Raw genomic sequence first — 13,137 nt, forward strand, 5'->3', positions numbered from 1 at the left:
GGTGAAACCCTGCCCATGGGGGCGCCCCGCGCACCCGCGCGCCTGGACGTACTGGACGCCCGGCCAGATCTCCCCGCCCGCGCCCCGCCGAAAGGGTTGCGCCTGCCGCCCTCTCGCGGCATGGATAGGGGATGAAATTTCTCTTTGTGCACCAGAACATGCCCGGCCAGTACCGGGAGATGATCCAGTGGCTGGCCGATCAGGGCGAGCATGAGATCGTGTTTTTGACCCAGCGGAATGATGTGAAGCTGCCCGGGGTCACCACCGCAACCTACAGCAGCCATCACCAGCCTGCCGCCGATGCCTACGGGCTGTCCAAGGACTGGGAGGCGGCAGCCGGCAATGGCATTGGCGCCGCCCTCGCCGCGCGCCAGCTGGAGGCCAGGGAAGGCTTCAAGCCCGATATCATCATTGGCCACACCGGCTGGGGGGAGCTGACCTTCATGAAAGAGGTCTGGCCGGATGTGCCAATTATTGGCTTCTTTGAATATTTCTACCGCACCACTGGCGGGCTGGTTGGCTTTGACCCGGAAAATCCCCCCGGCGAACACGCAGGGTTCTTTGCCCATGCCCGCAACACCGTGCCCTTTGCCAATATCGAGGTGGTCGATCTGGGCCACAGCCCGACCTACTGGCAGCGCGACCGCTTCCCCAAGAGCTTTCACGACAAGATCTACGTCAGCCATGACGGCATCCGCACCGACCGGCTGCAACCGGACCCACAGGCCAGCATCGGCCTCGGCCGCCTGCCCCGGCCGCTCAGCCGCGACGATGAGGTGATCACCTATATCGCCCGCAATATGGAACGCGCCCGTGGTTTTCACGTGATGATGCGCGCCCTGCCCAAGATCCTGTCGGAACGCCCCAATGCGCGGATCCTGATGATCGGCGGCAATGAGACCTCCTATGGGCGCGAAAGCACCCATCCCGCAGGGCTGCGCGGCGAGATGGAGGATGAGCTGGGCGACAGCGTCGACTGGAGCCGGGTGCATTTCCTCGGCCGGGTGCCTTACAGCGATCTGTGCAAGATCATCCGCATCAGCCGCTGCCACATCTATCTGACCATGCCCTTTGTGCTCAGCTGGTCGTTGCTGGAATCGATGTCGATGCAGGCCACTGTCGTCGCCGCCGATGTGGAGCCGGTGCGCGAGGCGGTGACCCATAATGAGACCGGCATGCTGGTGGATTTCTTTGATCCCGGCGCGCTGGCCGATCAGGTGGTGGATGTGCTGGCCAATCCCGGCGCCTATGCCCATCTCGGCCCCAATGCCCGCGCCCATGTGGTGGAAACCTACGATTTTCTGACCCGCTGCATGCCCGAGCACGCCCGCCAGATCAACGCGCTGCTGCCTGCGGGCAAACAGCTGAAGATCTGACACCCGGGCCGGCAACCGCCCAGTCTGTAACAGTTCGGTCTGTACCAGCTCGGTCCGCAGCAGAGTATCCGGGGATGATCTGCGTCGACCCGGGATCCAGCCCCCCAGCATGGATCCATGGCCGACGCAGCCCCGACCTGCCCGGCCCACCAGATGGTGGGATCAGGACAGGAATTGCTCCGACGCCCAGATCGCGGCCTGGGTGCGGTTCTTGGCACCGACCTTGCGAAAACAGGTGCGCAGATGCACCTTCACCGTGGCCTCGCAGATGCCCAGCTCATTGGCGATGGATTTATTGGTGGCGCCGTCGATCAGCTTGGTCAGGATCAGCCATTCGCGTCCCGACAGCCCGCGCGCCGCAGCCGAGGCCGGCATCCGGCGCAGGTCCACTGGCAGGGGATCGGCCGGAACACCGTTGGGTTTCCCCTTGTTAGAGCCTGCCTCAGACAGGCTCCCATTGACCCGACCGTCCAGGGTCACCGCCGCAAAATCCGCAGAGGCGCCGAGGGTTTCCGCCGCCTGGTCGCCGCTGGATGTGGTCACATCCGCCGCCCGCAGCGCCGCGGAAATATCCGATGGCACAATCCGATAGCCGCTTTGCACCACCCGCAGCGCCGCAATCAGCGCCTCGGCCGATTTGCGTTGCGGGATCACCGCCTCGGCATAGGCGCTGAGCGCATTCTGCATGCTGGTGGAACATTCGCGCCCCATGATCAGGATCAGCAGAGAGGCGTCATTGCCCTCTTTGAACTGGCGCAATTCCTCCACCAGCTCCGGTCCGGTTTCATGGCTGTAATATAAAACCAGATCATCCACCCCCAGCCCGGAGAGCGTCGAAAGCTCATCGCAGCAGGTGCCGATCTGGTAGTCGTTGCTCTGGCAAATGGCGAGGAACATGTCGCGTAACAAGCGACTTTCGCCCACAATATGAACAGGCATGATATACCCCCATACTCTTAAAAAAACTGATCCACACACGATCAGATGGTCTCAATGAATGATCTCCGGAACAGGGAGGTCACCGGGCTTTTCTGCGGGTTTGGAACACCCCGCCCTGGCCCTCGCGGTGCTGTTGCGACCCCCGTCACAGATGGCACCCCGGTGTTGTCTTATGTCTTGTGTTTTTGTCCTTTCGATCAGATGAGCGCCGCATTGCGACCCGGCCGACCAAGGGAACGCCTCAGCCGCCTGCCCGCAGGCCATCTCTCAGCTCCCCGCTGCAGCCCCCCCTATCACGGGGAAGTTTCACAGGGCCTGCTGTTCAGGCGGGCCTCCTCCAGGCCAGCCCCCTAAAATGCCGGGGCCAAATATCACGCCCCCCTGCCTCCAAATTGCAGCCCGTATCAGCGCTGCACCGCTATGCGGCACTCCAAAATAGCCCGAATCCATCCGTTTTTGTCAAAAAACTTACCCATTGGCGAAATGTTGGCGCCACCAGAACCAAAGCCTAAAGTATTGTTTTCGATATAGGCTTTTGTTTTATCAACAAGAATATCCTCAGGGCGGGCAAATCCAAAGATGTGCGAATTCCTTAATTATGATCCGCCTCGGGCCGGTTTCTACAACCTAATGGTGTTCAATCTTCGCGAATCCTACCGCAGGAGATGGAATCACCCTTCCTTTGTTGCGCCCCCGCCCGGATCCTTACCCCCTCCGAGGTAGTTCTCCTTGAGCCCTTCACTCAGGCGGCGGATCTTTGCCAATATATAATCATTTGAAAAATAATAATATTATGGAAGATACCGAATTGGCTCTTCGCCGTGACTTGTGGCTTACCCTGCGTCACCACACCAGATATTGATTAAAACTCAACCCTCTGTGGGTTCGCCCGTTGGTTGATCGCAAGGACAGCCCAAACCAACAGCGAATCGTCACATCCGAAGGGGTACGCCCTCTGCACAATTTGACGGCACCGGCGATATGCTAGGCTGGGACATATTCGTTTTGATATGCCGGGGGGCAATATGAATGTGTTCGGGGGCGCCGTGATCCACACGGGCGAGATCGCTTTTGCGCGATCGTTTCAAAGACAAGTTTCATCCATCACCACCACCGCCATTGCCGAGATCGACTGCACCGGGCCTGCCCGTCTGCTGGTGACCACATGTCTTGTGACCAGCGGCGACGGGGCCAGCGGTGCCGGATCCGCATCACGATCCGCAGCCGGGTCGCGGCCGAAACCGCCCAGGGAGGATCTTCGCTCCCTGCTGCGCAGCGGGCCGCTGATCCATTGCACCCAGCTGCATGATCCGCAGAGCCATCCCAACGCCTGGCCCGACTGGCTGGATCCCGCTGCCCTGCGTGCGGATGGCTCTGGCCACAGATCTGGCCGCTGGGTGGTGTTTGCCTGCCGTTTTGCCGATGGCAGCGAAGACCGGGTCGCGCTGCATCTGGAAGGCAGCCAGCATGACAGCCATTGCGCCGATATCCTGCCTGCCATCTGGCCGCTCACCCGCGAGGATGTGCTGCGCGAGATGCTCGCCGGCACACCGGCGCCGGAGCTGGCCCTGGAGGCCTCCGAGACCTCCGAAGCGATGCTCTGGACAATTTCCACCAAAAGCGACAGCGCGGTTCTGGTGCTGGACAGCTCGGGCCGGCTGCTGGATTGCAATGGGGCCGGCTGCGACATGCTGGCGGCAGGCAATCTGCTGTGCAACAGCGACGGCGTGCTGCGCTGTGCCAACAGCCGGGAAACCCGGGCGTTTTACGCAGCCGTGCAGGAATGCGCGCGCACCCCGACCCAAGCAGCCGCCGGATCCCATGTGCCCGGCGGCGGGGCCAGCCAGGAGCTGATCCTGTTTCTGCAGGATGCCAGCTCGGGAATGCGGCTGCCGGTCTCGCTGACCTGCTATCTCTGTGCCGACACCCGGCGCGCGCTGGTGGTGGCGATCCTGCCGCGCCAGCCCGATCAGCAGCGGATCGAGATGCTGGCGCAGAAAATGGGGCTGTCGCCCTGCGAGGCCCGGGTTGCGGCGCTGATCCAGCTGGGGCTGTCCAACCGCGAGGCTGCGCATATTGCGGGCATCAAGGAACAGACCTTCAACACCTATGCCAAGCGGGTGATGTCCAAGCTTGAGGTGGCCGGGCGCACGGAAATGGCGCAGCGGCTGACCTGGCAGGCCTCTCTGGGGAGAGCGTCATGAACAAGGTAACCCATGAAAGCCTCACCCAGGGGCCACCCGCACCGGTCGCGCCAACCGCGGCCTCGATCGGCGCCGCAGCCCTGGCCGCCCAGGACCGCCGCGCGGCAGACCCCGCCACAGGATCGACCACGGATGCGACCAGAAACACCGGCAAGGCCAAGTCGGCAGCCGGATCAGAAACCGCAGCCGAGCCGGCATCAGATATCGAGATGGAGAGCACCACGGATCAGACCACGCAGAACACCGACAAGCCGCGCCCCGACGGGGAGCCGGCCCATGCAGAAGCCACATCGGAGGCCGCATCGGAGGCCGCCGCCCACAGGCTCGCCCCGGCGGATCTGGACCAGCTGGCCGCCCATCTGCGCGGCGGCCCCCAGCCTCTGGCCGGGCGCGGCGATCTCATCGAGCTGCACAAGCGGATCACGGCGATGTTCGCCACCCTCAACGACGGGCTGGGTGAGATCTACACCCGGAAGGCCGAGGCGGATCGCAAGGCGCTGAGCGCGCGCATCGACACGCTGGAGGAGGCGGTGAACCGGATGGAAGGGGCGCTGCGGATCGAGCTGGAGCCGGTGCTGCGCAACAGTTTTGCCAGGGTGCTGGCCGACAGCTCCGCCCACCGCCGCAGCCTGCGGCAGCGGCTGGCACGCGGGCTTGGCCAGGGCGGATATCTTGCGCTGATCCTGGCGCTCGGGCTGGCGGCGGGCACGCTCTATCACAGCCGGATTTCCGCCGCTGCCGGCACGGCCTGGAGCGAGGCGCAGATCCATTGGGCCAGCCTTGTCCGTTTTGTTGAAACCACCAGAGAAGATCCGGGCCAATAAGCAGGGAGACGGCCTGGCGATATCTGCAAATAATAGACTCTAACAAAGGATAAAGAGTCTTTCTCTTTCGGGGGTGCGACATCCCTCCGGGCCGGACTGCTGTCCCAAATCCCCGGCCCGGAAAAGATGCGTCGGACGGCTTTGGTGCCTGTCCCACATATCTCGCAGAAGAGCCCGCCGGGCATCTGATGCCGCACCCCCGGAAATCGACAATTTGAGAAAAATTTGTCCCCATTTGGGGGCATCCACCCCACCCGATTTGCGATGCAATCACCATCAGAGACCCAAGCGGTCTTTTGGTACTGGTCAGGTCCCACACCCAATTTCCCCTGGCCAGATTTCTAAAGGGGGTCGCGTCGGGGGGCGCATCACACTCCCGGTATATTAATTAGGAGGATGTTTAAGATGGGTAGACCAGACGAAGGCTCACCATGGGAAGAGTGTAATCCAGACTGCGAGATCATCTTTGACGAGGACAATAAATTCAGTCCCAATTACAATGATGGCACCACGGAACGTGGCGGTCGCGATGGCAATGTCATCAATCTGAACGACCATGATGCCGGCGACAACGCCGCAGCTGGCGGCGGCAATGATGCGGTCTATGGCAACGAGCGCAACAACCGGCTCGATGGTCAGTCCGGCCAGGACTATATCGAAGGCCGCGGCGGCAATGACGCCATCAATGGTGATGGTGGCAATGATACCCTTTACGGGGGCAATGGCACCAACGCGACCCGCGACGGCAACGACTGGATCGATGGCGGCGATGGCTGCGATTACATCGATGGCGAAAACGGCAATGACTCGCTGCTGGGCGGCAAGGATCAGGATACGGTCTTTGGCGGCAATGGCGACGACCAGATCTTTGGGGATGAAGGCGGCAAGGGCGATGGCTCCGGCGACGCCGGCGATTACCTCTATGGGGATCTGGGCGACGACTGCATGGACGGCGAAGGCGGCGACGACTGCATGTGGGGTGACCGCGGCGGCCGCGCTGGCGAATCCATCTATGACGGCGACGACACCATGTATGGCCGCGGCGGCAATGACCGGATGAACGGTCAGGGCGGCGACGACCGTATGGCCGGTGGTCTGGGCGACGACCTAGTGATCGGCGGCTCCGGCGATGACGAGATGTTCGGCGACGAACGTCAGTCCCAGGGCGACGATCTCGACTTTGGCTCTGACAGCGGTCCGGTTGGCAAAGGCCCCAATGAAGACGGCAATGACTGCATGCTAGGTGGCGATGGCCATGACACCATGGATGGTCAGGGTGGCATGGACACCATGTTCGGCGAAACCGGCGACGATCTGATGCAGGGCGGCCGCGGCCGTGACCTGATGGATGGTGGCGAAGGCCGTGACGACGTCAATGGCGATGCCGGCAAGGACACTCTCCGCGGCGGCAGCAACAATGACGTGCTCGAAGGTGGTGCCCAGGGCGATTTGATCTTTGGTGACCATGCCCGGGTCAAGGGCTATGGCGACATCGATTGGGATTGCTGCGACGACGACCCCAAAACATCGGTCGAGGCCTCAGCGCATACCAGCGATGAAACCGATCTGCGTCCCGTCGACTGCCCGGACTGCTACACACCGCAGGACGGTGGCGAAGCCGGCAATGACCGCATCCGCGGTGGCTCCGGCCATGACACCATGTTCGGCGAAGAGGGCAATGACGTCATCATCGGCGGCCGTGGTTTCGACCTCGGATATGGGGGTATCGGTCGTGACCGTCTTTATGGCAACCAGGGCAATGACACCCTCTATGGCAACGAAGGCGATGACTGCGTCCACGGCAATGTCGGCGACGACGTGCTGTTCGGCAACTCCGGCAACGACACCGTCAAAGGCGGCGATGGCGATGACCTGATCTACGGCAACAACCAGGCCGATACGCTCTATGGCGATGCCGGTAATGACACTATGTATGGCGGTCATGGCAATGACCTGATGCATGGTGGCACTGGCAATGACGTCATGAGCGGCGGCGACGGCGAAGACACCGTCAACGGCGATGATGGCGACGATCTGCTGATGGGCGACAACCGTGCCGACGAACTGAATGGCGGCGACGGCGATGACGTCCTTCTGGGCGGCAACGGTGGCGATGACCTGAACGGCGACAATGGCAACGACTGCCTCTATGGCGAAGTTGGCAATGACGATCTGGACGGTGGCCGTGGCCATGACTTCCTGGATGGCGGTGAAGGCAATGACACCCTCTACGGCGGCGACGGCAACTTCAACGACTACCTGAAAGGTGGCGCGGGAGATGACGATCTGACCGGTGGCAACGGCAAGGATGTCTTCATCATCGACCTGACCTGGGACGGGGCTTCCTTCAGCTCCGGCGATGGCATCGACTGCATCAATGACTTTGACATTGATGAGGACCACGATGTGCTGGCCTTCCGCGTCACCAATATCGACGCTGGTGCAGGCACCTCGTCAGAGGCGGCCTTTGGCGCCCTGAATGGCGTGGCCAGTGTTTCGGATGATGGCACCGACACCACCATTTCTGTTGGTGGCGCCACCGTGGTCATCAAGGGTCTGACCAATGCCAATGGCTACACCTCCCTGGGACAGGACGCCCTGCCCTCTGGCGGTGTTGGCATCAATGCGGTCGGCACCGGCGACGCCGGCAGCTACGAGCCGATCCGGGTCGTGGCCAGCGATGACGGCTTTGACGACAGCTATGACAACATCTGGGGTCATACGCTCTGAGCCATAAGGAATGATCCTCCCGGGTGGCGGCCGCCACCCGGGGGGGTCTAGCCCTGGTTCAGGACAGCGATTTGGTCCCCGGCCAAGGATTGCCACCTTGGACCAGGGCGCTGATCTGCCAGCTTCAGAAACTTCACATCGTGCAACCGGGGGGTCACGGGTATGAAGACGAAACGGGTCTTTGACGGACAGCGGGGTGTTATCACCTCAATTTTTGTAGCGAGTATCTTTGTTAACCTGCTTGTCCTGACAGCGCCGCTGTACATGTTGCAACTGTTTGCCCGGGTCATGGCTTCGGGCAGCATGCCAACCTTGATTGCTTTGACCACCGGCGCGGCAATCGCGCTGGTGTTCTTCTTTCTCTTTGATGTCATTCGCCAGCGCCTCGTCGCCCGCCTCGGCTCGCGGCTGGAGGCCCGGCTGAGCCCGGTTGTCCTGCAAGGGATGATCAGCGGCAACCTGCCCGCGCCTCTGCGCACGGCGGAACCGATCCGCGACATTCAGGATCTGCGCGGCTTTGTCACCAGCCCGGTGTTCATTGCGCTCCTGGATGCGCCCTGGTCGCTGCTGTTCATCGGGCTGATCTTTCTGTTCAGCCCGGTCCTGGGGCTGGTCTCGGTGGTGGGTCTGCTGATCCTGCTGGGGCTTGGCGTGCTGAGCGAGGTCTTTGCCCGCGCGCCCGGCAAGACCTCCGAGGAGGCCGCCCGCGAAACCAATGCCGCGGTTGAGGAGATGATGGTCAATGCCGAGATCATCCACGCCATGGGCAAGACCTCTGCCCAGATCGGCCGCTGGCGGGGGCGCGCCTTTACCGCCATTCTCTTTGGCACATTGGTCACCGACCGGGTGGCGCTGATGACCTCGCTGGCCAAGGCCACCCGCATGGGTCTGCAGATCGCCGTGCTTGGCGTGGGCGTGGTGCTGGTGATCAACAACCAGCTGACACCGGGGCTGATGATTGCCTCCTCGATCCTGCTGGGCCGGGCCGCCGCCCCGGTGGAGCAATCCATCGCCGGCTGGCGTGCCCTGCTCAAGGCCCGCAGCGCCATGGAACGGCTGAACCTCCTGCTGGCCCATGCCGAAGACACCAGCGACCGGATGGAACTGCCCGACCCCACCGGGCGGCTGTCAGTGGAAAATGCCACCGTGGTGCTGCCGGGGCGGCAGGATCCGCTGCTTCTCGACATCACCCTGTCGCTGCAACCGGGCCATGCGCTGGGGCTGATCGGCCCGTCGGGCGCGGGCAAGACCACATTGGCGCGGGCGCTGGTGGGGCTGCAACCGCTGGTGCGGGGCCATGTGCGCATCGATGATGCCGCCCTCACCGATTGGGACCCCGAACAGATCGGCCGCCATATCGGCTTTCTGCCGCAGCAGGTGGAGCTGTTCCGCGGCACCGTGGCCGAGAATATCGCCATGATGGATCCGACATCGAAACCCTCCGATGTGGTGGCCGCCGCCAAACTGGCCCGCGTGCATGAGCTGATCCTGGCCCTGCCCGGCGGCTATAACGCCGAAGTCGGCCCGCGCGGCGGGTTCCTCTCCGCAGGGCAGCGTCAGCGGATTGGCCTGGCCCGCGCCTTCTTTGGCGATCGCAAGCTGATCGTGCTGGATGAGCCCAATGCCAATCTCGACCCCGAAGGCGAAGAGGCCCTGGCCGCCGCCATCGAGGAGGTCTGCACCCGTGGTGCCATCGTGGTGGTGGTGACGCATCGGCTCAACCTGTTGCGGCGGGTCAGCCATGCCGCCCTGATACAGGAAGGGCGGATTGCCCGCTTTGGCGAGGCCCGTCAGATCATCGAAGCCGCCGCCCAGCCGATGAGCCGGGCCCAGAGCGATCCCAAGGTGACCAATCTCGCACCGCGCCGGGCGGCGGCCCGGACGGACACCGATGCAGAGGCCAGCGCCGCAGAAGGAGCCCAGTCATGAGCCGCAGCAACAGCCGGGAGCTGGCCCCGCGCGCCGCCAGCGAGATTGAAATAAACCGGGGCTTTCAGGACCTGATGCCCGATGGCTTCACCCTGCCCCGCACCCCGCCAACCCGCGTGCGCCAATTGGTGCTGTGGATGCTGGTCTGCGGCTTTGGCCTGTTTGGCGGTTTGGTGTTCTGGGCGACCAGGGCCGAGCTGACCAGCGCCGTGGTGGCCCCCGGGGAATTCACCGTGGATGGCGACCGGCTCAGCGTACAGCATCTGGAGGGCGGCATCGTCCGCGAGATCAATGTGGCCGAGGGCGATATGGTTGCCGAGGGCGATGTGATCGCGGTGCTGGACGGGCGCCGGATGCGCGCCAACCGCGCCATCCTGACCAGCCAGATGGCCAGTCTTCTGGCCCAGCAGGCGCGGCTTCAGGCGGAGCTGGCCCAGGCTGATCAGATCGAGATCCCGGCCGAGCTGGACCAGCTGATTGCCGAGGATCCAGAGCTGGTCTCGCTGTTTGAGGTGCAGCGCGATGTCTTCGCCAGCAACCGCGCCTTGTATGAAGGTCAGGTGCAGATCCTGCGCGACCGGATTGCCCAGCTGGGCAAACAGCTCATCGGGCGGCAGGCGCGGCTGACCGCGGTGGAGGATCAGCTGACCCTGATCAGGGGCGAGGTCGCCGATCTGCACAAGCTCTATGAAAAAGGCCTGGTTCCCAAGACCCGGCTCAGCGACCGGCTGTTGCAGGAAACCGGGCTGATGGGCACGTTTGGCGCGCTGGAAAGCGACAGCGAAAACCTTCAGGAGCGTGTCGCCGAAACCGAGGAGCGCATTCTGCAGGTGCACCGCGACACGGTGAACCGGATCTCCAGCGAAACCCAGCTGGTGCAGGAGCGTATTCTGGACCTGCGCCAGCGGCTGGATGCGGCGGAGGATGTGATCGAACGCCAGACCATCCGCGCGCCGCAGGCCGGCCGGGTGGTGGAGCTCTCCATCAATACGCTGGGCCAGGTGCTGAACCCGGGCCAGAATGTGCTGGAGCTGGTGCCCTCGGGCAGCGATCTGATTGTCGTGACCCGCGTCTCGCCCACCGATATCGACGAGGTGGTGACCGGTGGCCGGGCCCGCGTGCAGCTCACCGCCTATAGTTTCCGCTCCACCCCGCCGGTCCGGGGCGAGGTGGTGATGGTGGCGGCCGACAGCATTGCCGATCTCAACAGCGGCATTCCCTATTACCGCGTTCACATCCGCATTCCGCCCGAAGAGCTGGCGGCGCTGCCCAACGTCAAGACCCTGCCCGGCATGCCGGCCCAGGCGATGATCGAAACCGGGCGGCAGACCTTGGCGGATTACCTGCTCAGCCCGGTGCTGCGCAGCATGTCGAACGCGTTGAGAGAGGGGAATGGCTGATCAGGGATGCGCGGCCGGTAAGACGTCTGGCGTTTCATACCTGGGGGGGACCTGATCAGACTTCCTTTCGCCCGTCCGGCCTCTGGCCGGGCGGGTCTTTATCTGGGCAGACCGCCGGCAGGCACCGCCGTGCAAAATAGGTCCGGTTCGGCCCAAATGTTTCGCACGCGAAACATTTAGACAACAATACTGACCTATTTTAAAGGCAAACCCGTCTCTGACACGGGGCTTTTCCCCTGCCCTATTCCGTGGCGCGTTTCTTCACCCAGCCCAGAAAGGCCGCATCGGGGCGGCGCAGCCGCGGCGCGCCGGAACGCACCCACATTTCGCGCCAGTCGGCCTCCAGCGCATAGACGTCAATGCCGGGGATCAGGCTGCGGGCCTGTTCCAGCGCGCGCGCACTCAGCACCGGCGGGCGCTGGCTGTTGTCCAGCACCGCATGTTTCTGGGAAAAGCGGATCAGATCCCCCGGCAGCTCTTCCATCGCGTAATCCGGCAGCGGCTGGGCGGTGATCATGTCGCGCAGCATCTTGCGGAACACCCGGCGCGGGCTGGCGGAGCCGGATTTCTTCAACAGCGTCTCCACCGAGATCTGCCAGCTGTCCTGGCGGCCGCAATGTTTGCGCGCCAGCTCATAGATGCGCCGCTCCAGCGGTTTGCGGAGACGGAAGTAATCGCGGCTGAGGGTCAGCACCGATTTCGACAGCACCGCGCGATAGATCCATTCGCTGAGCGTCACCACCACATTGACCATCCGCCCGCCGCGCGCCTTGCGCACGATCTCCCAGCTCTCGATCAGGCCAAAGCCGCTGGTGACCTCCTGACCGCCGGTGACGATATTGGTGGTGATGCGGGTGCCCGCCAGCCGCTCGAACGCCTCGCGCAGGCGGCGGTAGGCATCGCCCGAGGTCTCGCGGTTGGTCGCCACCAGCAGATCATGGGCGGTGAGATGCAGCGTGCGGCTGACCTGCCGGCCGGCATTCACCGCCGCCATCAGCTGGCTGATGCAGAAGATCAGGATGTCCTTGTCATGGATCGTCGCCAGCCCTTTGACCGAGGGCACCACGGTGATCTCCGCACCATTATGTTCATAGTTCAGGATGCGCCGGTCCGGTCTTGTGCCGAGCGAGAACAGCGGATGTTCCATCGAGGCGAGATCGTTTTTCGGAATCGCATCGAAGATATCGCAGAGAAAGAAATCCCCCCCCTGCGCCGCGCTGCCCCCTGCGGTCATCTGGCCCGAAATCTGGCCTGCCATATTGCTGTCCCGTCTGCTCTGCCCGCCCCCCGCTTATCCGGGCCTTATGGCCTCTTTCGGGGTGACTCGCGTCTTCGTGGTTTTGATTACGCCCACCCTAAAGTTATCCACACCACTTCTCAACGGGGGTTCGGAGTCACTGGTTCGGGGGTTCAGAGTCAGTCTTTCGGGGTTTCGGAATCGCAGCAGCCCGAAAATCGGCTCCAAACGCCAATGAAAAAAGGGCTTTGCCGCCACTGGTGTTGCGCCTTAACTTATATATAACTCAATTATAACAGGTAGAAAAAATCGACAGGGCAGAAATTGCCCCGGTCCCGCCCCGGATCCCGCCGGTTTCTTTTACCGCAACCCCCGGATTTGCTTAGAAAATTCAAAACAGATGCGCATATATCTTTCATGTGCGCTGTTTTATGCTATCATCTCCAAAAGGCCGCACATCAAACAGGGAGCCCTACAGGATCCCTGCACCGGCGGACC

At 62.8% G+C, this 13,137-nt stretch carries 8 protein-coding genes; 6 read left to right on the forward strand and 2 right to left on the reverse strand.

The genetic code is table 11. The features are described from left to right. Positions 1-131 precede the first annotated feature (131 nt). Complete coding sequence (locus VWY60_RS15135; protein ID WP_340547830.1) at positions 132-1,376, forward strand: glycosyltransferase family 4 protein; 1,245 nt, start codon at positions 132-134, stop codon at positions 1,374-1,376. Between the two features lie 162 nt (positions 1,377-1,538). Here VWY60_RS15135 and VWY60_RS15140 read toward each other — a convergent pair whose 3' ends face one another. After that, positions 1,539-2,315: a helix-turn-helix transcriptional regulator gene (locus VWY60_RS15140; protein WP_340547831.1), complete on the reverse strand. Its 777-nt coding sequence runs from the start codon at positions 2,313-2,315 to the stop codon at positions 1,539-1,541. 1,025 nt (positions 2,316-3,340) lie between these two features. Here VWY60_RS15140 and VWY60_RS15145 point away from each other — a divergent pair. The 5 genes from VWY60_RS15145 to VWY60_RS15165 all read left to right on the forward strand — a co-directional run bounded on the left by VWY60_RS15145 (position 3,341) and on the right by VWY60_RS15165 (position 11,402). Further along, positions 3,341-4,519 carry a helix-turn-helix transcriptional regulator gene (locus VWY60_RS15145; RefSeq protein WP_416541053.1) on the forward strand — a complete coding sequence of 393 codons (1,179 nt, stop codon included), beginning with the start codon at positions 3,341-3,343 and terminating at the stop codon, positions 4,517-4,519. After that, on the forward strand, positions 4,516-5,343 hold the full coding sequence (locus tag VWY60_RS15150; protein WP_416541054.1) for a hypothetical protein: 828 nt from the start codon (positions 4,516-4,518) through the stop codon (positions 5,341-5,343). Before VWY60_RS15145 ends, VWY60_RS15150 begins: the two co-directional genes overlap by 4 nt. A 405-nt stretch (positions 5,344-5,748) precedes the next feature. Then, the gene (locus tag VWY60_RS15155) at positions 5,749-8,073 is read left to right on the forward strand and encodes a calcium-binding protein (protein ID WP_416535224.1); all 2,325 of its coding nucleotides are present in this window, start codon (positions 5,749-5,751) and stop codon (positions 8,071-8,073) included. A gap of 162 nt (positions 8,074-8,235) precedes the next feature. Beyond that, positions 8,236-10,002, forward strand: a complete 1,767-nt coding sequence (locus VWY60_RS15160) for a type I secretion system permease/ATPase (RefSeq protein WP_340547836.1) — start codon at positions 8,236-8,238, stop codon at positions 10,000-10,002. After that, the gene (locus VWY60_RS15165) at positions 9,999-11,402 is read left to right on the forward strand and encodes an HlyD family type I secretion periplasmic adaptor subunit (RefSeq protein ID WP_416535226.1); all 1,404 of its coding nucleotides are present in this window, start codon (positions 9,999-10,001) and stop codon (positions 11,400-11,402) included. The genes VWY60_RS15160 and VWY60_RS15165 overlap by 4 nt, the downstream gene beginning before the upstream one ends. Before the next feature lie 241 nt (positions 11,403-11,643). On the opposite strand, the gene VWY60_RS15170 is transcribed toward VWY60_RS15165, so the two are convergent. Then, positions 11,644-12,660, reverse strand: a complete 1,017-nt coding sequence (locus VWY60_RS15170; RefSeq protein ID WP_340547838.1) for a replication initiator protein A — start codon at positions 12,658-12,660, stop codon at positions 11,644-11,646. Positions 12,661-13,137 lie beyond the last annotated feature (477 nt).

It is taken from the genome of Phaeobacter sp. JH20_26 (assembly GCF_048056275.1).
Lineage (GTDB): Bacteria > Pseudomonadota > Alphaproteobacteria > Rhodobacterales > Rhodobacteraceae > Phaeobacter > Phaeobacter bryozoorum.